Source organism: Bacillus sp. BR3(2024), assembly GCF_039134555.1.
GTDB lineage: Bacteria > Bacillota > Bacilli > Bacillales > Bacillaceae_G > Bacillus_A > Bacillus_A cereus.
The window spans coordinates 1,889,847-1,909,760 of record NZ_CP152433.1; the positions used below are offsets into that span (position 1 = coordinate 1,889,847).

The window sequence follows — 19,914 nt, forward strand, 5'->3', positions numbered from 1 at the left end:
TAAACAAAGAGGACAGGAATCCCTGTCCTCTTTGTTTTAGTGATTAAATTGAAATATCGTTCTGCTCTGTCTTATGATATTTTAATAAACTAAAAGATAAACAAGCGGAACATAAAATAAGAATAGAAGCGATGATATAAATTGTACGAACACCGAACATATCAGTAATAATGCCAATGCTAAGCATAGATAGTCCAGAGGCTGTTGAAAGAAGTGTGCCATGTGCTGTATACATTTTTGATAATAAAGAAGGGGCGACACTTGATTGTAAAACAGTCGTTTGGGAAATATCTCTAATTTGATAACAGGGTCCCATTAGAACACATAGAAAAAGCGCAATAAATCCGCTGCTTGTCATACCATATAAAAATGTAAGAATGCTAAATATAAGAGAGCCAATCGACATAGATCGTATTAAATTGTTTTGAATATAGGAACTCATTTTCCATGCTAATAGACCACCGATTAACGTGCCAACATAATAACTTGTATTAATATATCCCCACCATTCTTCGCCCTTATGAAGGATAGTCGTAACGTATGCCATCGTAATAGCACCAATCCATATTGTTCCTGCGAAAGTTTCGATTAAGTCCATATATGTAACGGTACGGAGAGAAGGATTTTGAAATAGGAGTTTCCAACCTTCCAATAAAACAGTACTTTTGGAAGAGGGAGAATCTGCTATTCTTTCAGTATGTATGGAACGTAATGAAAAATGTAATGCAATGCATCCGAAAATCATTAAAATGTTATTAATCATGAGTGTAGAAGTAGCGCCAATGAGAAGAACGACAATACTCGTAAATGAATAAGCAACGGCTTGCACAATTTGTGTTGAAAAGGAAAAGATACTATTTACTTTTACTAATTTTTCTTTCGGTGTAAGGCGCGGAAGAATACCGTATAATAATGGAGCACTCCACCCGCTACATAATGAAATGACAAAAATAAAAGTTAATAGAGCTATAATGTTTGTGGATAAGACCGGGAACAAAATCATTAATAATAGTAAAAAGACTGTTTTCAACCATTGGAGCGTATATAACAGCGTATAAGATGGAAAACGATTTATCATAAGTGGTGCAGAGATGTTAGCAATTAGATTTGTGATAACTTGTAATAATGGAAAAAGAGCAGTAATAGTAGCTGATTTAGTTGCTATATAAATATGAGTTGTAATAATCATTACATATACGATGTCAGCGAGAGTAATGCATATTTTGGAACCTAAATAGTAGATTAGTGACAGGTTTCTCAATAAGAATATCACCTCTATAAAAAATAGTATTTAGTAATTGTAATAATTGTGATTTAAAAATTAAAATTTTTAAAGAATTTAATTTTTTGTCACTTTTTGAAAGGGATTTTCATGTATAATGAAGAATATATTGATATAGTATTATATTAATGATCATTGTAACAGTGAATATGTACAATAGCTTGTAGCGAACGCCCAAGTGTAAGAAAGGGCGGATAAACCATTCTTTTCTTCATATACATATAGAAAATGAGAAAGAAAGTGAGGGTTGCATATGGCTGCTTGGGTAATTTGGTTTATAATAGCTGGTATTTTATTTATCGCGGAAATGTTGTCGATTACATTTTACATGCTTTGGCTTGGAATTGGAGCTGTTGTCGGAGGTCTTATTGCTTTGTTTGCTCCTGATGCACTACTGTTACAAGTTACTGTTGGTGCAATTGTAAGTTTAACTTTGACATTCTTTACGAAAAGAATTTCAAAAAACTTTCGAGAAGCAAAAGGTTTTACTGATACAGTAGATATGCTTGTTGGTAAAAGAGGGATTGTTATGCAAACGATTACAAATGAAGCGAATGGTATTGTGAAGGTGGATGGAGATACTTGGACAGCTATTGCAGATTCTTCAATTGATGCTGGAGAAAAAGTCGTTGTTATAAAGAGGCATAGTACTATATTACAAGTGAAAAAGGAGAGTGAATAAATATGGTAGCATTAACGTTAACGATTATATTCGCACTAATTGTAGTTACATTTATCGCATTAACAATTAAAATTATTCCTCAGCAAAAAGTTGGGGTTGTTGAAAGATTTGGTAAGTTTCAACGTATAATGCACCCAGGGTTAAATATTTTAATACCAATTGTAGATCGTGTTCGTGTATATCATGACTTACGCATTCAACAAACGAATGTACCACCGCAAAAGGTAATTACGAAAGATAATGTTCAAGTAGAAATTGATACAATTATTTTCTATCAAATTGTTGAACCAGAACTTGCGACATATGGTATTTCAAACTATGAATATGGTGTTCGTAATATTACTTCAGCAACGATGCGTCAAATCATCGGTAAAATGGAACTGGATGAAACGTTATCTGGTCGTGAAAAAATTTCAACAGAAATCCGCTTAGCGCTTGATGAAGCAACAGAAAAATGGGGCGTACGTATTGAACGTGTCGAAGTTGTTGATATTAACCCGCCAAAAGATGTGCAAGCATCAATGGAAAAACAAATGAAGGCTGAGCGTAATAAACGTGCGATTATTTTAGAAGCTGAAGCAGCAAAACAAGATAAAGTTCTTCGCGCTGAAGGAGAAAAGCAAAGTAAAATCTTGATGGCTGAAGGGGATAAAGAAGCACGTATTCGCGAAGCTGAAGGTATAAAAGAAGCAAAAGAATTAGAAGCACAAGGGGAAGCACGAGCAATTGAAGAAATTGCAAAAGCAGAACAAAATCGTATTGAATTGCTTCGTGAAGCGAATTTGGATGAGCGTATACTTGCTTACAAATCATTTGAGTCATTAGCTGAAGTTGCAAAAGGACCAGCAAATAAAGTCTTTATTCCGTCTAATGCAATTGAAACACTTGGTACTCTTGGGGCAATTGGAGAAATATTTAAAGAAAAACAAGCGAAGAAACTACCTTCAAATGATACAGGAAAAGAACAATAAAAGTGGGGAAGAGAAATGGTATACCATTTCTCTTTTTTTGTGCGTATATTCTGAAAAGGTTGTACATATCCATGTATAAAGAAGGTGATGCAGTGAAAAAGTATGCAACTCGAATACATGGGAAGAAGCTGATTTCGTTACTCCTTTTATATGCGCTAATAGTAATTATGATAGCGTCGATTTTGACGTCATTTTTACATACAATGAAATCGAATTATGCAAATCAATGGTTTGGAAAAGTATCGATGCAAGGTTTTGTTCAAATGATAGAAAGTGAGAATCGCTATTACGGATTTGATTATTTTAAGAAGAATAAAAGAGAGTCAGTTGGGAATTTAATGTTCTCTATCGCGACAGATTTGAAAATTAAAGATTTAAGAACATTCGTCGGTAAAGAAGTACCTGGTATGTCAAAGTATTATTCTAATATTATCGTAGCTGGGGAAGGGACAAACTTGACAAATATCCCAAATGAATCTAGTGTACCGATTGAAGAAGTAACGAAAGAACGGGAAATAGCAAAAGATAAAGTTACAGAAGCGGAAAAGAATAATCCGGTTCAGAAAAAGAACGGAGCGAAAAAAGGTGAAAGTGCAGTATATATTTATCATACACATAGCTGGGAATCCTTCTTTCCATTATTACCAGGGGCAACTGATCCATCTAGCCCAGATGTAAATGTGTCTTTACTAGGGAAACGTATGAAAGAGCAACTTGAAGGACAAGGAATTCCGGTAGTTCATGATAAAACGAATATGGGTGATTTATTAGCGAGTAAAAAGTGGGTATGGTATCAGTCATATAAAGCGTCTCATGAATATGTAAAAGAAGCATTAGCACAAAATAATAAAATTGCGTTTCCGATTGATATACACCGTGACGATCAGCGTAAGAAAGTAACAACAAAAGTAATTAACGGAAAATCGTATGCAAGATTATATTTTATAATTGGGATGGAAAATGAAGGCCGTGCTGAAAATGAAAAAATTGCAAGAGCGATCAATAGTTATTTAGATGAAAACTATTACGGATTAAGTAGAGGGATTTTTCCAAAGTATAAAAAAGATGGAAATGGCGTTTATAACCAAGATTTATCGAAAAATGCGATGTTAATTGAAGTTGGTGGTGTTGATAATACGTTAGATGAATTATATAACACAATTGATGTGTTAACAGAAGCGTTTAGTAAATATTATTGGAATGATGCGGAAAAAGTGAATGGATGAGGGACGGGAGACCGTTCCTTTTTTATTTTGGAATCTTAAAATGTGATATAATGGAATTTTATTAATGTTAAATAAAGGGAGAGAGAAACATGCAAATACTACTAATACGCCACGGAGAATCAGAAGCTGATATTTTACATGTGCATGAAGGTCGAGCTGATTTTGAGTTAACTGACAAAGGGAGACAACAAGTACAAAGACTTGTACAGAAAGTGAAAAAAGATTTTGCACCAGATTTCATTTGGGCAAGCACATTAAAACGCGCTCGTGAAACGGGTGAAACATTAGCAGAAGCAATTGGTTGTCCAATTCAATTAGAAGAGGAATTAATGGAGTTTAATAATGGAGTGCAAGCAGGCTTATCATTTGAAGAAGCAAAGAAATATCCAGAGCCAAAGTTTCTTCATGATCGTTTTGAAAACGGGGAATCGTTTATTGAGTTTCGAATGAGAATAGAAGGAATCTTTTCTAAAATCTTGACAGAGAATACATATGACCGAATTGCAATTGTTGCCCATGGGGGCGTAATTAATAGTCTATTACGTGCATTTTTCAAAATGCCAATTTCAATGGACTACTATTTCAAAATGGGAGATACGGGAATAAGTTTAATTGAAATTGAGGGTGAACAAAAAACGGTGCATTTCATTAATGATACGAATCATTTGGACGGGATGTAAAGACTTATGTACAAAGTTGTATTTTTCGATGTTGACGGTACGTTATTAAGTGAGATTGATAGAAGCATGCACGAAAGTACAAAAGAAGCGGTACAAAGATTAATAGATAAAGGAATTCACGTAGTTGTTACAACTGGAAGACCATATAGTTTATGCTCACAATTTAAGGAACTAGGTATAAATACGTTTATTTCAGCAAATGGTGCACATATAAAATGTGGGAAAGAAGTTATACATAAATCAGTACTTTCAAGCGAAATCGTTCATGATATTTCAAATTTTGCTGAATTACATGGTCACAGTGTTTCTTACTTTACAGAAGAATTTGCAATGAATAATATTGCTTCCAAAGATGAACGTGTCATGCGAGCGTTAAATGAAACCTTACATTTAGAGCAGTATCCTGACAAAGTTAGAAACTTATCAGATGAGATGTATTGCATATGTCTGTATGCTGATGATACAGAAGCTCAAAAATTCATTGAAAGATATCCAGCACTTACGTTTGAGCGTTTTCATGGTTACGTTATAAATGTATTGGAAGATAGTAAAGTATCGAAGCTAACTGCAATTCAAAAAGTATTGGAACATTTAAACATTAGTAAATTAGAAGCCATTGCTTTTGGCGATGGTGGAAATGATATTGAGATGTTGCAGTATGTAGGATTAGGAGTTGCGATGGGAAATGGTGGAGAGGAGTTGAAGAGAAGGGCTGATTTCGTTACAACGAAGGCGAGTGAAGGCGGAATTTCTTATGCCTTAAAGAAGTTGCGCATTATTTAAAACTAATAGTTAGTCAGTGTGAAAAATCCTGTTTTATTAATGGCTTTTGTTAATATGTATACTGTTTTAGGGAATTATTTGAGCTCTCCTACTTACAATTTAACTGCAGAACAAATCCTTTATTTTCGCTTAACAGGGCTGTTTGGTATGTTGCTGTCACCACTTGCAGGTCGTTTAACAAAGAGGTTTGAAGTAAGGAAAGTTCTTCAAGGAGGATTGTTGATTGCTATTTTTAGTCTAAGTTCAATGGGCTTTGTTTCGTATCTATCTCTACTTGTAATGATGAGTGTCTGTTTTGTAATAGGTATTGCTATATCCGTTCCGTCTTTAGTTTCTCTTGTAGGTCAATTAGGAGGGAAAATTAGGAATGATACTTTTTATTGGTTTTGTAGCTTCTCTATTTATAATTAATGAATGAGTGGAAAATCACTCAAATAAAGGAATGCGAGGATCTTTCATATGCTCGCATAATAAAATATGAATTTGTCCACGATGATGATAAAAGTGTGCAACGATTTCAAGTAACCATTCAAAGCGCGAATAAGAAATACCCCAATAGGCAGTCATAACTTCTGCTAATTCTATTTGGGAGTAGGAAAGAAATGTTTTAGAGAGAAGGTTGTAACCTTCAATCATCGTTTGTTGCATGTGAGCAACTGTTAGGGGGGTACGTTCTATATAAAAGGTATGTAATTCTTTTTCTGGAATACCATTTAAAATGAGTAAATCAGCATGACAAATAAGAGAAAGATGTGCACACATTTCAAATAATGATCGTTTTGAGTGAATCGGTTGTATTTTTAAATCGTTTTCACTATATTGGTTAAGCATATCAATAGAAGTATCAATAGCAACTTTTAGTTGATGCAATGCAGATTGAACAAACATTGTAATTCTCCTCGTCTCCGTATATAATAGTTTCTTGAGGATATTATATCATACTCAAAATTCCGAAAATTCTAGTAGTTTGACTAGCATAATGAAAAGTATTATATTGTAAAAGGTCATATGAAACGTGAAATAGAATGGAATGCAATTATTGAGTTAGGAGTTAGACCAATGAGTTTGAAATATGGAAGAGATACAATTGTAGAAATTGACTTAAATGCTGTAAAACATAATGTAAAAGAATTTAAAAAACATGTAAATGATGAAGAAATTAAGATGATGGCTGCTGTAAAAGCGAATGGGTATGGCCATGGGGCAGTTGAAGTTGCCAAAGCTGCAATTGAAGCAGGAATACATCAACTTGCAGTTGCATTTGTAGATGAAGCAATAGAATTAAGAGAAGCAGGAATTACTGTGCCGATTTTAATTTTAGGATACACACCAGTAGCGGCTGTAGAAGATGTAATTCAATATGACGTTATGATGACTGTTTATAGAGTAGAAGATTTACATGGTATAAATGAAATTGCAAACCGTCTTCAAAAGAAAGTACAAATTCAAGTGAAAATTGATACAGGAATGAGTCGTATCGGTTTACAAGAAGAAGAAGTTAAACCATTTTTAGAAGAATTAAACCGTATGGAGTATGTAGAGGTAGTAGGGATATTTACGCATTACTCTACGGCAGATGAAATCGATAAATCATATACGAATATGCAAACAAGTTTATTTGAAAAAGCTGTTAATACAGCGAAAGAATTAGGAATTCAAATACCATATATTCATAGTTCAAATAGTGCGGGATCAATGGAATTAAGTAACACATTTCAAAATATGGTACGCGTTGGAATAGGAGTGTACGGTATGTATCCGTCAAAAGAAGTGGATCATTCAGTCGTTTCTTTACAGCCTGCGTTGTCGTTAAAATCAAAAGTAGCTCATATTAAACATGCGAAGAAGAATCGTGGTGTAAGTTATGGGAATACGTATGTAACAACTGGTGAAGAATGGATTGCGACTGTACCAATTGGTTATGCTGATGGTTATAATCGTCAATTATCTAATAAAGGCTATGCGTTAATTAACGGGGTTCGAGTACCTGTTATTGGCCGTGTTTGTATGGATCAGTTAATGTTGGATGTTTCAAAAGCGATGCCAGTACAAGTAGGAGACGAAGTAGTATTCTACGGTAAACAAGGTGAAGAAAATATCGCAGTAGAAGAAATAGCGGATATGTTAGGTACAATAAACTATGAAGTTACATGTATGCTAGATAGAAGAATTCCGCGTGTCTATAAAGAAAATGACGAAACAACTGCAGTTGTAAATATATTAAGAAAAAACTGAATCATTTCGATTCAGTTTTTTTTATTTTTTTTATTCATATCAAATGCGAATATACCCTCGTTATGTAATACGGAGTAAACTTTGTGAAACACACTTTTTAGTTCATCTAAATTAAACTATCACCGGCAGAGATGACGTAGTGGAATTGCTCATTTATATTGAAATAGCGAGCATCAGCGACGATAAAGGTTGCATCTGGTGCATTTTTACGTGCATACTCAATCATTTAAGTAGAACCATCTATACCAGTTACTACAAAATTATTATCAAGTAGTTTCCTAGTAAGATGACCAGTCCCGTAACAAAGATCTAATATACGAGAGTAGAGAAGAGCATCTTGTAAAACGAGGCTGGGTAGGAGGATTCAACAAAATGTCCCCAATGTTCATTATAGATGTTTGCTAAAATATCATAATTAGAATAAATTGTTTTTTTAGCATATATATTCACCTAAATATTCATTAAATTATAATAGTCATGCCTCGTTTTAATTTCAAAACCACATTGTGTATATAGTTTTAAAGCGTGGATATTTTTCGTTTCGACGTCTAATTCAATTGTTGAAACTCCTTCTGTAATAAGGGTATGTACTATATTACAAAGAATATCTTTTCCGTATCCTTTACCTTGATAAGAAGGATGAACGGCGAATCCTGATAGTGTAGTAGATTGCTCTTGTTTAGAAACTGTAATTGTTCCTATCACTTTTTCAGCAATAAGGGCACTGTAAACTTGATGGGAAGATGAATTCATCATTTTTTGTAACCATGCAGTCGTATTTTCTACTGAATCACCAAAAGCTTTACTAGAAATTTTAATAAGATCAAGAAGTGATTCTGAAGTTGCAAGAGTAAGCTGTATATTATTATCTGTTGTTTTTTGAATTTCGTTTGTTTTGCACTCCATACTATATTCACTATATAAATATGGTAACTTCATATGTTTTACAAATTCATTCCCAGAAATAGAATCCCCATTAATAATAAGAAGAGCTTCATCTGTCTCTCTATTTTGTATTTCTTTCATTGCAGTTTGTAAAAGGATAGTTCCGAAACGTTGTTTTCTAAAATGAGGATGTACAAAGCCTATTAGTTCAAGCTTTGTTGGTCTTTCGAAATCATACATATTTAAAGCGCCAATTAATTGAGTACCGTTATAAAGAAGAAAATCGTTTATATAATCTTCATTTCGATTTTTTAAAAAGTTGATATGTAAATCTGAAGAGTAATCAAGATTGTCTTGTTGCCCACAAATATAAGCCAAATCCTTCATTTGCTGTATTTCACTTTCTGTTACAGAACGCTTTTTCTGAATATCCATTGTATACTCCCTCTCATTCGTATTTAAAAATAGGATGGGTGACTTAACCATTTTTTTAATTCCACATTACCTTGCACAGATAACAGTCGGTATAAATAACGATAAGGCTGTCTATATTCTTCTAAGTGAGGAATAGACATAATTGTTTCGTAACCACTTTTAAAGGCATGTGCTTCTTTTTCGGTAAGTACATATTCTAGTCCGATAAAATCAAGTTCTCGCGGAGCAACAGCGTAAGCTTCACTATCTACTAAACCCGTAATAGTTGTACCGTCAGATAAAAATTGAGTAGGATCCATATCAATTAAGACGAGTGTAGATTCCTTTGGTACGGACAGGGAAGAAAGTTGTGATTCAAAGGTAGGGAATGCATTTTTTATGCTTTCATCATCGGAATAAAACATATTCACAAGCTCTTTACTCACGTTTAAAATATGTGATTGGAATTCATCTAGTGGAACTTGGAACGTGCCTGACGGATTTCCTATGAAATCGGCTTTAAATTTATGTATTTCTGCAAGTCCTTTTCCTAGGCTGAATAAAATAGAATCTGGTTGCTCGATAAAAGATTGAACTGTGTTACCTACTAACTTTTCGACCACCACAAATTCACGGCTATTTAAAACATGTTTTTCTAATATTGTTGGGATAGGAAGATTCGTATGTTCTTGCAGCAATGTATGTACAGTTTCTAAATGATGGACGTTCCTTGGATCAATTCCAAATAGATTTTTACATCCCCACCAAAAATCATTATTTGGTTCTTCATTCATTTTAGAAGCACGAACGATAACTTCTGTATCTTCTGTTTGAACGAGAAAAACATCACTTGCATGATCTTCATAACCTGGGTGCAAGGCTTGAACGGATAGAATAGGTGAATTGAATAGTTGTTGTAACATGAAAAGACTCCTTTTTCTGTAAATTCCATAAATTCATTATATAACAGATGATGTGTTATGAGGATAAAGATAAAAAGATAGACAGCATACTTACATTTATAGTGAAAACTCATTAAAAATATTATATTTCTCTATTTTTGTATGAATTGTCTAAAAATAATGGTGGTAATACTTGAATGTAAGACTCGTATCTTTAAATCTATGAAGAGTAAAAGTAAAATTAAGCATTCATTTATAAGATTGTGAATCACAATAATGTAGACTATAGAAAATATTTCTCAATAATAAAATGAAGAGAAAAGCATGAAGAAGTAGAATGCATTCATTTATAATAGACTTAAATTAATTAATATAATTAATTGTTAATTTTGTTATATTAATTGGATAGGAGAGAATGTTATGGCAAATGTACTCGTAATAAATTTCCCTGGGGAAGGTCATATTAATCCGACTTTAGCTATTGTAAGTGAGTTAATTCAGCGAGGGGAAACAGTTGTTTCTTATTGTATTGAAGATTATAGAAAGAAGGTTGAAGCAACAGGTGCGGAATTCCGAGTGTTTGAGAATTTTCTCTCTCAAATTAATATTATGGAACGAGTAAATGAAGGTGGGAGCCCTTTGACGATGCTATCTCATATGATTGAAGCATCAGAGCGTATTGTTACTCAAATTGTAGAAGAAACAAAAGAGGAAAAATATGATTATTTAATATATGATAATCATTTTCCAGTAGGACGTATTATAGCGAATATTTTACAATTACCAAGCGTTTCATCCTGTACAACGTTTGCTGTTAATCAGTACATTAATTTTCATGATGGGCAAGAATCGAGACAAGTAGATGAAATGGATCCATTATATCAATCTTGTTTAGCGGGAATGGAAAGATGGAATAAGCAGTATGGAATGAAATGTAATAGTATGTATGATATTATGAACCATCCTGGTGATATTACGATTGTATATACTTCAAAAAAATATCAGCCACGTTCAGAGGTATTTGATGAATCGTATAAATTTGTAGGTCCATCAATTGCTACTCGAAAAGAAGTGGGGAGTTTTCCTACCGAAGATTTAAAAAATAAAAAAGTGATTTTCATTTCTATGGGAACAGTTTTTAATGAACAACCTGCTTTGTATGAAAAATGTTTTGAAGCGTTTAAAGATGTAGATGCGACAGTCGTATTAGTCGTTGGCAAGAAGATAAATATAAGTCAATTTGAAAATATCCCGAAAAACTTTAAATTGTATAATTATGTCCCGCAATTAGAAGTTTTACAGCATGCTGATGTATTCGTGACACATGGTGGTATGAATAGTTCGAGTGAAGCGTTATATTACGGTGTTCCATTAGTTGTAATTCCGGTAACAGGAGATCAGCCATTCGTTGCAAAACGATTGACTGAAGTAGGGGCAGGCATAACACTTAATCGTAACGAGTTAACTTCTGAATTGTTACGTGAGACTGTAAAGAAAGTAATGGATGATGTGACGTTTAAGGAAAATAGTCGTAAAGTGGGAGAGTCGCTTAGAAATGCTGGTGGATATCAAAGGGCAGTTGAGGAAATATTCAAATTAAAAATGAAGCCGTACGTAAAGATTAAATAGATGTTAAAAACACACTTACTTTTAATTTGTAAGTGTGTTTTTAGTATTACGCGTTACATGTATTACATAAAAATAGCGATAAAGGTGAAACTTTTCTGTATATAAATCGATACCTTTGAATTAGTAGTAAAATTACGTTAAAATAATACTAAGAAAATATATAAGTTTTGGGGGTAATGAATGAAGAAAGTATTTGAATACGTATTATTAACAATTGGCTCAATTATAGTAGCAGGTTCATTAGAGCTTATTTTAGCACCTAATGGATTAGTAGATGGCGGGGTAACGGCTATTGCTATTATGGCAAATAAAGTCGCAGGATTGCCGCTTTATGGTGTGTTCTTAGGAATTAATATCCCAATTTTATTATTTACTGCAAAAGTAATGGGAAAGAAGTTTTTTATCCGTACATCTTATGCGAATGTAGTTACAACACTCGGATTAATTTATTTAAAACCATTTCCAGCAATTACGACTTCTGAGTTATTAATTGTACTTTATGGTGGAGTACTGTTTGGAATTGGTGTTGGGATTGTTGTTAAAATGGGTGGAGCAATTGACGGTTCGGAAATGTTGGCAGTTTGGATGAATAAACACTTTAATGTACCGATTAGTACATTTTTACTTGCAGTAAATGCAGTTATTTTCATTTTTGTTGCCATTTTATTTTCAATCGAACAAGCGATGTTCTCGTTAGCAATTTTCTATATTGTTACGAAGATGATTGATTTTATACTAGATGGTATTAATCAAGGTAAGAGCGTTATGATTATTTCTGGTAAGAATAAAGAAATAGGCGATTTACTTATGAAAGAATTGCAACTATCTGTTACGTATCTACATGGAGAAGGTGGTTTTTTAGGGGAGCATAAGAGAATCATTTATTGCATTACAAACCGATTCATTTATCCGAAAATGAAAGATCTCGTTCTCTCTGTAGATCCAACGGCTATAATTGAAGCTTCCTATTCAACAGAAACGACTGGTGTGAAACGTCCGGGAAGGAAAGCTAGGTCAGGTGAATAACTAGAAGAAGGCTGTCCAAAAAGTTATTTTGGAACAGCCTTCTTTTTTATTTTGTTGAATTGTTAACATGTTACAAGTTAAACCCACTGTTAACAAGTTTCCTTGCAACTAGGAAACCAAGCATCTTTCAATAATATAGCCAACGTTTCAATTTTATTTTCCGGAATACTACCAAAGCCGAGTAATACGTATGATTCCTTACGTAAATCATTCACGAAATCATATGGAGAAAGTGGGTATAATTTAACGCTTTGTTTTTTAGCGGATTCAATCAGTTCATTTTCATTCATACTGTTATTTACACATAAAACAATATGAAGTCCGGACTGTTCGCCAAGAATTTGAACATTAGCCCCCATTTCTTTCATAATGGATTTTACTAATGCATGATGTTTTCTTTTATAAAGTGTACGACTTCGATTAAGGTGACGTTCCCAATTCCCATTTTGTATAAAGTTAGCAAAAGCAAGTTGTTGTATTGTAGCGACTGTTTGTTTGAAAATTCCATGCAGTTCTTGGTATATCTTTAAAAGGTGTGGTGGTAAAACAACATATCCCATTCGTAAAGAAGGTAAAAAAGATTTTGAGAAAGTTCCCATATAAATAACGCGTTCATTTGAATCAAGACTTTGTAAAGAAGGAATCGGCTTACCAGCGTAGCGAAACTCTCCGTCATAGTCATCTTCAATAATGTATCCATTGCAATCATTAGCCCACTTTAACAATTCTAATCTTCTAGATAAAGGCATAATAATCCCGAGTGGAAATTGGTGTGATGGTGTAACGTATGCGACATTGGAATTTGTATTGTATAAACTAGAAATATCAATCCCTTTTTCATCCAATGGTATGGGATGAATTTGTCTATCACAGCTTTTAATAATTGCGTGTATACGGTGAAATCCAGGGTTTTCAATGCCGTATTCTTTTGTAGGGCCAAGCAGTTGAAGCAGTAGCCAGAGAAGTGGCTGTGTTCCGGCGCCGATCACAATTTGATCAGGTGAAGAATGTACACCGCGAGAATGATATAAATATGTTGATATATGCTCTCGAAGAGCGAATTCACCTTGAGGATCTTCTTTGGCAAATAGTGCATTTTCGTATGTAAGTATGGATTCTTGTAATGCTCGTTTCCAATTTGTAATCGGAAATGCATTTTGATCAATAAGCCCTTGGCTACAATCATATTCAAATTTTTCTTCTATCAAATTGTTCGTCTTCTTTGCTGCATTTCGTTTTTTATTTGGGATAATGTCAATATCGAAATTTGCTACAAAAATACCACGTTTCGGTTTACTTTCTGCATAACCTTCAGCTAATAACTGTTGATAAGCTGATTCAACAGTAATGCGGCTAATATTAAGTTGTGATGCTAAATTTCTGTGTGAGGGTAGACGTGTGCCAACAGAAATAGTCCCTTGTATAATTTCAGCTTTTATATATTCGTAAATTTGCAAGTAAATAGGTGTGTTACTTTGTAATTGCAATGGGATAGTAAAATCCATATAAAACTCTCCTTTAAAACTGGCCTTATAAAAAACACTTAAACTGCCACTTAAGTAAAGGGCAGTTGCTTTCTATAATAATGATATAACATTTAGAAAATTATTTAAATAGTTAAGGGAGAGTTAAAAATGAATGTTAAAGAAGTAGTAACAGAAGAGCAATTACATGAAGTATTACCTGTTTTACAGCAATTAAGAACGAAACTTTCAAAAGAGGAAACAAGCTCTTTATTTCGAAATATGAAAGAAGAAAATTATAAACTATTTTCGCTGCGTAATGAGGATGATGAAGTTGTTAGCCTTGCAGGTGTAGCAATTTGTACGAACTTTTATAATAAGAAACACGTTTTCGTATATGACCTTGTAACAGCAGAAGCACATCGTTCAAAAAGACATGGGAAAGTATTACTTTCGTATATAGAGAACTGGGGAAAGGAAAACGAATGTGAGTCTATCGTCCTCACGTCAGCATTTTCAAGAATTGATGCTCATCGTTTTTATGAAAGAGAAGGGTATGATAAGGTGAGTTATTCTTTTCATAAAGAATTATAAAAAATAAGAAGAAGTTGTCCCGCAAAAGTTGGGAACAGCTTCTTCTTATTTTTTAAGTTATTATTAAACCGTAAATAGGTTGTAAGTTATGGTATATGTATTTGAAAAGGTTATATAGTGTATTTTGTCGAATTGTTTTAATTTAATAAAGAGAATGATTGGAGCGCTTATACTTGAAAAAAATAAAGAAACTATCAATCCCTAATGATGCTAGAGTTATCGTCATATCTGATATTCATGGAGAATTAAATCTTTTAAAAGAAGCACTACATAAAGTTAACTTTAAAGATGAAGATTATTTAATTATTAATGGAGATCTTTGCGAGAAAGGACGAGATAGCGTAGGCGTAGTAAACTACGTTATGAATCTTGTAAAGAACAATTCAAAGGTTCACGTTGTTGAAGGGAATTGTGAAGTTTTAGTTGAGGCTCTTCTAAATGAAAATCCTGATTTTATTAATTATTTATGTATGAGAAAGCACTCGATTTTTAATGAATGGCTAGAGCAATTAGGTTTTTCAGTTCATGAGGGCACTTCAATTCGTGAAGTGAAAGAAGCATTGTTAAGTGAATTTTCACAAGAACTATATTGGCTAACAGACTTGCCAACAGCGATTGAAACAGAAGATTATATTTTTGTGCATGCCGGTCTAGAAGATAGAGTAGATTGGAAAGAAACAGAGCGCAAAAATGCGATAGCAATGCCACAGTTTTTTAATAAATCACATAAAGCAAATAAGTATGTAATAGTTGGTCATTGGCCTGTCGTGAACTATTCTGAAGAAGCACCGTCTAACAATCCAGTTATTGATAAGGAGAAAAAATCATTGCAATTGATGGAGGAAATGCAATTAAAGAAGCAGGGCAATTAAACGTATTTATTATTCAGAGGAAACAAACGGGCGATACGTTTTCTTATACATATGTAGACTATTTTCCGGAGTATGAAGTAATAGCGGATTTTAATGCGAATTCAGAAATGCAGGGCGGAGTGACATATCCGTATTATTACATAGAGCCTATCGAGAAGATGCAAGATTACACCGTATGTAAACAAAAGGAAACGAATAATTTACTCACTGTAAAAAATGAATATATGAAACAACTTGAGTCAGGTGAATATACAGTGAAAACCGATATTTCTTGTGCGCAAATAAGCGTTAGGAAGGGAGATATCGTTTCTCTCATTGATGATAGCTGTTCAGGATATGATTTAATTAAAAAAGATGGTGTAGAGGGTTGGATAGGGAAAGGGATTTTAGTTGAGATAGAAAAAGTGAAAAATAAAACATTAAGCTGAAATAGGAGGGATATAACCTCCTATTTTTTTAAAGGAGTAGATTGCTTGCTGTCTTTAATAAGTAAATAAATCGTACTCGGCAGAATGATAAGCGTCATTCCTAAAAGAATTGCTAGTATAGCATAACCTCTATAGGGAGCAGAAACGATAAAAGGAAGTATCGCTAAAAAAATACCTGCTATCATCATTGAAATACTACTAATATTTGAAGCTCTTTTTTCAAGGTGCTTATCATTCCATTCTAATGAAACGGTTGATTTAGTCGTATCAATTTTGGAACTGAAATAACCTATTAATATAAATAAAAGCCCTAATGCTAAAAATATGAAATGATCAAGAGGAAGTGAAAAGCCAAGAGCAATGAGGGCGATGACAATATCGACAAAAAATAAGAATAGTAACATTGTGTTGCCGATCCAATGGAGAAATTTCTGGTTATTCGCTACTTTAGATAAAGCTAAAAATACAAAGAATAAGAAGGAACATATAATTATATTTACGATTACAAAAGTGCTTTTATCCATTGTTGATGTAGGCGTTCCATTGAAGTCCCATTTCGTAACAATATTTGATGGTAAGAAGAAATATAGAATAATATTTGTCGTAATAATAGTGAGAAATAAAGCAATACTAAATCGATTATTCACTAAATCACCAGCTTTCTAAATCAATAATTGGTATCTAATAACAAAATTATACAATATAATAAATGATATTAGTTTTGATTTTTCTGAAAAAATATTATAATTATATATGAAATAAAGAGGAATGCAGGAGGGAATTATGCAAAACGTTATATTAAAGGGGAAGAAAGTTACAATTCGTACAATAGAAGAATCAGATATAAAAACATTATGGAATATCGTATTTAAAGAAGAAAGCCCAGAATGGAAGAAATGGGATGCGCCATATTTCCCGTTCTCAATGCAAGAATACTCTTCCTATAAAGAGAAGGTGCAAACTCGTTTGCAAGAAGAACCACTGTCAAATTTAATTATAGAAAATAACGGTCAAATTATAGGGACGGTCGGATTTTATTGGGAGCATAAACCGACGCGTTGGCTGGAGATGGGAATTGTTATTTATAATCCAACTTACTGGAATGGTGGATACGGTACAGAAGCGTTAACGTTATATCGAGATTTATTATTTGAAAAGATGGAAATTGGTAGAGTAGGGCTCACGACTTGGTCTGGTAATGAACGAATGATGAAAGTAGCGGAGAAAATAGGAATGAGCTTAGAAGGTAGAATGCGAAAGTGTCGTTATTATAACGGAACATACTATGATTCTATTCGAATGGGCATGATTCGTGAAGAATGGGAAGCGCTATGTGTAACGAAGGGGTGAGAAAGATTGTACGCTATTATTGCTACATTTGATCGTGTGTTTACTCATAAAATTACAGAACTGCAAAATGAATTAACAAATGTAATTGGAACAAATCAATTAGCTGGAGTAGAACCTCATATAACGATTGCGGATTATAATGAGTTAGATGTTCATTTGTATACGGAGAAACTAGGGGAGTTTGTAGCCATTCAAGGAAATATAGACGCAGTAACTTTTCCTTCTGTTGGAATTTTTCCTACTAATGGAACGGTCTTTCTAGCGCCGACCGTTACCGATGAATTGTTAAAACTTCATTATTCTTATCATGATTATTTTAAAACTTTTCATGACAACCCAAATTCATATTACGTACCGGGAAAATGGGTTCCGCATTGTACAATTGCAAATAGATTACATACAAAGCAGTTTTTAAGTGTAATGGAATATATTTATGGAAAGTTTAATTTTGCAACAGCTTCAATTGAGAAATTAAAATTAATTAAGGTGAATTATGAAAATGGTTTTGCCGTTTCTTCTAGTATATTAGCAGAATATAATTTAAAGAGAATGGAGACATCGAGATGACATATATAATTAGAGAAATGAAGCAAGAAGACATTCACGCTGTACAATCAGTAGCAAAAATAGCTTGGCATGATACATATGAAGGCATTATTCCGAGAGAAATTCAAGATAGTTTTTTAGACGAGGCATATTCTGATGAAAAAATGAAATATCGTCTTAAAAATACGCATTTATTCGTTGCGGAAGAAGAGGGTGAAGTAATAGGGTTTGCGAACTTTTCACCTGTTAGACTACAAAACGAAGCGGAATTAGGTGCGATTTATTTGTTACCAGATCAGCAAGGAAAAGGGATCGGAAGTGCTTTATTACAAAAAGGAATTAAAGCATTAAATGGGATACGGAAATTGTACATACATGTAGAAGCAGCAAATGAAAAAGGAAAACGCTTTTATGAAGCGAAAGGTTTTGCTGAATTAGAGCAATTTGAAGAAGACTTTGAAGGACATATGATGCAGACAGTAAGGATGGTTTTATACGTATAAGGAGAACTAGTAATGAAAATTTTTGATTTTAGTGAAAAAGTAGGAAAGCACCTATCAGTATTTCAATCTAATTTCATCATGTCGAAAATATTAAACCATCGAGGAAATATACATATCGGTGCTATGCATTTACACGAGAATGGAATCATCGGTAATCATGAAGCAGTTGTATCTCAACTGCTTCTTATTGTGGACGGGACAGGATATGTATGTGGAGTAAATAAAGAAAAGATAAAGATAGAGGCGGGACAAGCTGTGTTTTGGGAAAAGGGAGAGCTCCATGAAACAAGTACAGAACACGGATTAACGGCAATTGTTATGGAAGCGGAGAATCTTGAACAAGCGATAGTAATGCCTATTATTCAAGGGGAGTTGTGAAAAATGATAATTAAGGCGAATCAAGAAGATACCAATGAAATATTAAAATATGCGGCTCAATCGCTTTTTGAAGGGACGAGAGGCAATTGTCAATTAAGTACCAAGAAAGCAATTGAGATTACAAAGCCGATTGTAGAAAAAGGAGCATACTATTTAATTATTAAAGAAGAAAATAAAGTAATGGGATGGATATTAATAGGGGAAAATACAGACTATTTTTCTCGTGAAAAACTTGGATTTATATATGAATTGTACGTTTTCCCAGAATATCGCGGGAGAGGATTATCGCGAGAACTGATGGAAGCTGGTATTAAGGAATTAAAGGAGAAGTATTTAGAAATTCGGTTGAATGTATTTGCTGGGAATTTTGCAAAAGAGATGTACGAAGAGTTTGGGTTTGTTGAAAGGCAGGTAATTATGACTTTGAAGTGAGTATTATATTCTGAATGGGAGAAAACAATGATTTAGTGGCTACTTTATCGCTGGAATTTAAAGTGAATAAGTCCTTATAAATATATAAAATAGATGGTTTGCCTTTATTTTATAGTAGATTTATAGAGTGTGCTTAAAAAACAAATAAATTAGTATTATACAATATATCGTTATTATAGTAAAAGAGAAATTTTGGAAAAATATCATTTTTTTGTTTAGAAATTTTTAAATTATTGATATAATCAATTTGTAGAATTGATTATTGGTTAATTTTACTATTTTTAAATTTTAAGGGGGATTTAATAATGGCAGGACAAATTCGTATGTCACCAGAGGAGCTTAAATCGAAAGCGACTCGATATGGACAAGGTGCAAATCAAATTGAGGACATTTTACGTCAACTACAAAACTTACAAAATGAATTAAGAGGAGAATGGGAAGGTCGTGCTTTCGAAGGTTTTGACCAACAGTTCAATCAATTAAAGCCAAAAGTACAAAACTTCGCACAGCTATTACAAGAAATTAATATGCAGCTTAATAAAACTGCAGAAGCTGTTGCTAGACATGACGAAGATCTTTCTCGTAATTTCGGTCTACAATAAGACAGATAAAAAGAAATATATAATTTAGCCA

22 protein-coding genes and 2 pseudogenes are annotated in these 19,914 nt (G+C 33.3%); 17 read left to right on the plus strand and 7 right to left on the minus strand.

Features of this window, described 5'->3' with window-relative positions; all coding sequences use genetic code 11:
* Positions 1-43: 43 nt before the first annotated feature.
* Positions 44-1,261 carry an MFS transporter gene (locus tag V7S45_RS09830; protein WP_025687895.1) on the minus strand — a complete coding sequence of 406 codons (1,218 nt, stop codon included), beginning with the start codon at positions 1,259-1,261 and terminating at the stop codon, positions 44-46.
* A gap of 274 nt (positions 1,262-1,535) precedes the next feature.
* Here V7S45_RS09830 and V7S45_RS09835 point away from each other — a divergent pair, with 274 nt between their 5' ends.
* From V7S45_RS09835 to V7S45_RS09860, 6 genes are all read left to right on the plus strand, one after another.
* The gene (locus tag V7S45_RS09835; protein WP_025687738.1) at positions 1,536-1,964 is read left to right on the plus strand and encodes an NfeD family protein; all 429 of its coding nucleotides are present in this window, start codon (positions 1,536-1,538) and stop codon (positions 1,962-1,964) included.
* Positions 1,965-1,966: 2 nt separating this feature from the next.
* Positions 1,967-2,935, plus strand: coding sequence for an SPFH domain-containing protein (locus V7S45_RS09840; protein ID WP_000226252.1), 969 nt, complete (start codon positions 1,967-1,969; stop codon positions 2,933-2,935).
* A 71-nt stretch (positions 2,936-3,006) separates the two neighbouring features.
* Entirely contained in the window at positions 3,007-4,161 is a 1,155-nt protein-coding gene (locus V7S45_RS09845) for a stage II sporulation protein P (protein ID WP_002025676.1), read from the plus strand.
* Between the two features lie 89 nt (positions 4,162-4,250).
* Complete coding sequence (locus V7S45_RS09850; protein WP_001166435.1) at positions 4,251-4,841, plus strand: histidine phosphatase family protein; 591 nt, start codon at positions 4,251-4,253, stop codon at positions 4,839-4,841.
* A gap of 6 nt (positions 4,842-4,847) precedes the next feature.
* The gene (locus V7S45_RS09855; RefSeq protein WP_025687739.1) at positions 4,848-5,624 is read left to right on the plus strand and encodes a Cof-type HAD-IIB family hydrolase; all 777 of its coding nucleotides are present in this window, start codon (positions 4,848-4,850) and stop codon (positions 5,622-5,624) included.
* 39 nt (positions 5,625-5,663) lie between these two features.
* On the plus strand, positions 5,664-6,035 hold the full coding sequence (locus tag V7S45_RS09860) for a multidrug transporter (protein ID WP_002183492.1): 372 nt from the start codon (positions 5,664-5,666) through the stop codon (positions 6,033-6,035).
* Between the two features lie 15 nt (positions 6,036-6,050).
* Here the strand turns inward: V7S45_RS09860 and V7S45_RS09865 are convergent, their stop codons facing one another.
* Positions 6,051-6,512, minus strand: coding sequence for a hypothetical protein (locus V7S45_RS09865; protein ID WP_025687741.1), 462 nt, complete (start codon positions 6,510-6,512; stop codon positions 6,051-6,053).
* A 171-nt stretch (positions 6,513-6,683) separates the two neighbouring features.
* On the opposite strand from V7S45_RS09865, the gene alr reads away from it, so the two are divergent.
* Positions 6,684-7,859 (plus strand): alanine racemase, encoded by a 1,176-nt coding sequence (alr, locus tag V7S45_RS09870; protein WP_002182683.1) that lies wholly within the window; start codon positions 6,684-6,686, stop codon positions 7,857-7,859.
* A 32-nt stretch (positions 7,860-7,891) separates the two neighbouring features.
* Here the strand turns inward: alr and V7S45_RS09875 are convergent.
* From V7S45_RS09875 to V7S45_RS09885, 3 genes and pseudogenes are all read right to left on the minus strand, one after another.
* Positions 7,892-8,303: pseudogene (locus V7S45_RS09875) on the minus strand (class I SAM-dependent methyltransferase); the annotation flags it as partial.
* 6 nt (positions 8,304-8,309) lie between these two features.
* On the minus strand, positions 8,310-9,179 hold the full coding sequence (locus V7S45_RS09880; RefSeq protein ID WP_000354421.1) for a GNAT family N-acetyltransferase: 870 nt from the start codon (positions 9,177-9,179) through the stop codon (positions 8,310-8,312).
* A 23-nt stretch (positions 9,180-9,202) separates the two neighbouring features.
* Positions 9,203-10,081, minus strand: a complete 879-nt coding sequence (locus tag V7S45_RS09885; protein WP_000941374.1) for a nitrate reductase — start codon at positions 10,079-10,081, stop codon at positions 9,203-9,205.
* A 399-nt stretch (positions 10,082-10,480) separates the two neighbouring features.
* Between V7S45_RS09885 and V7S45_RS09890 the strand changes: the two genes are divergently transcribed.
* Positions 10,481-11,689 carry a macrolide family glycosyltransferase gene (locus V7S45_RS09890; protein WP_025688747.1) on the plus strand — a complete coding sequence of 403 codons (1,209 nt, stop codon included), beginning with the start codon at positions 10,481-10,483 and terminating at the stop codon, positions 11,687-11,689.
* Between the two features lie 180 nt (positions 11,690-11,869).
* Positions 11,870-12,715, plus strand: coding sequence for a YitT family protein (locus V7S45_RS09895; protein WP_000755126.1), 846 nt, complete (start codon positions 11,870-11,872; stop codon positions 12,713-12,715).
* An 89-nt stretch (positions 12,716-12,804) separates the two neighbouring features.
* Here V7S45_RS09895 and V7S45_RS09900 read toward each other — a convergent pair whose 3' ends face one another.
* Positions 12,805-14,220, minus strand: a complete 1,416-nt coding sequence (locus V7S45_RS09900) for a PLP-dependent aminotransferase family protein (RefSeq protein WP_000348028.1) — start codon at positions 14,218-14,220, stop codon at positions 12,805-12,807.
* A 129-nt stretch (positions 14,221-14,349) separates the two neighbouring features.
* Between V7S45_RS09900 and V7S45_RS09905 the strand changes: the two genes are divergently transcribed.
* Complete coding sequence (locus tag V7S45_RS09905; protein WP_001101116.1) at positions 14,350-14,772, plus strand: GNAT family N-acetyltransferase; 423 nt, start codon at positions 14,350-14,352, stop codon at positions 14,770-14,772.
* A 173-nt stretch (positions 14,773-14,945) separates the two neighbouring features.
* Positions 14,946-16,072: pseudogene (locus V7S45_RS09910) on the plus strand (metallophosphoesterase).
* Between the two features lie 20 nt (positions 16,073-16,092).
* Here the strand turns inward: V7S45_RS09910 and V7S45_RS09915 are convergent.
* On the minus strand, positions 16,093-16,719 hold the full coding sequence (locus V7S45_RS09915) for a DUF1648 domain-containing protein (protein ID WP_088345897.1): 627 nt from the start codon (positions 16,717-16,719) through the stop codon (positions 16,093-16,095).
* A gap of 136 nt (positions 16,720-16,855) precedes the next feature.
* On the opposite strand from V7S45_RS09915, the gene V7S45_RS09920 reads away from it, so the two are divergent.
* From V7S45_RS09920 to V7S45_RS09945, 6 genes are all read left to right on the plus strand, one after another.
* The gene (locus V7S45_RS09920) at positions 16,856-17,422 is read left to right on the plus strand and encodes a GNAT family protein (RefSeq protein ID WP_001181784.1); all 567 of its coding nucleotides are present in this window, start codon (positions 16,856-16,858) and stop codon (positions 17,420-17,422) included.
* A gap of 6 nt (positions 17,423-17,428) precedes the next feature.
* A complete protein-coding gene (locus V7S45_RS09925; RefSeq protein WP_025689883.1) occupies positions 17,429-17,989 on the plus strand; it encodes a 2'-5' RNA ligase family protein in 561 nt (186 codons plus the stop codon).
* Positions 17,986-18,471 carry a GNAT family N-acetyltransferase gene (locus tag V7S45_RS09930; protein ID WP_000221048.1) on the plus strand — a complete coding sequence of 162 codons (486 nt, stop codon included), beginning with the start codon at positions 17,986-17,988 and terminating at the stop codon, positions 18,469-18,471. Before V7S45_RS09925 ends, V7S45_RS09930 begins: the two co-directional genes overlap by 4 nt.
* A gap of 12 nt (positions 18,472-18,483) precedes the next feature.
* Positions 18,484-18,849, plus strand: coding sequence for a cupin (locus V7S45_RS09935; RefSeq protein WP_000688074.1), 366 nt, complete (start codon positions 18,484-18,486; stop codon positions 18,847-18,849).
* A gap of 3 nt (positions 18,850-18,852) precedes the next feature.
* The gene (locus V7S45_RS09940; RefSeq protein ID WP_025689880.1) at positions 18,853-19,281 is read left to right on the plus strand and encodes a GNAT family N-acetyltransferase; all 429 of its coding nucleotides are present in this window, start codon (positions 18,853-18,855) and stop codon (positions 19,279-19,281) included.
* Positions 19,282-19,586: 305 nt separating this feature from the next.
* Positions 19,587-19,883, plus strand: a complete 297-nt coding sequence (locus V7S45_RS09945) for a WXG100 family type VII secretion target (protein ID WP_000918601.1) — start codon at positions 19,587-19,589, stop codon at positions 19,881-19,883.
* The last annotated feature ends 31 nt before the right edge of the window (positions 19,884-19,914 follow it).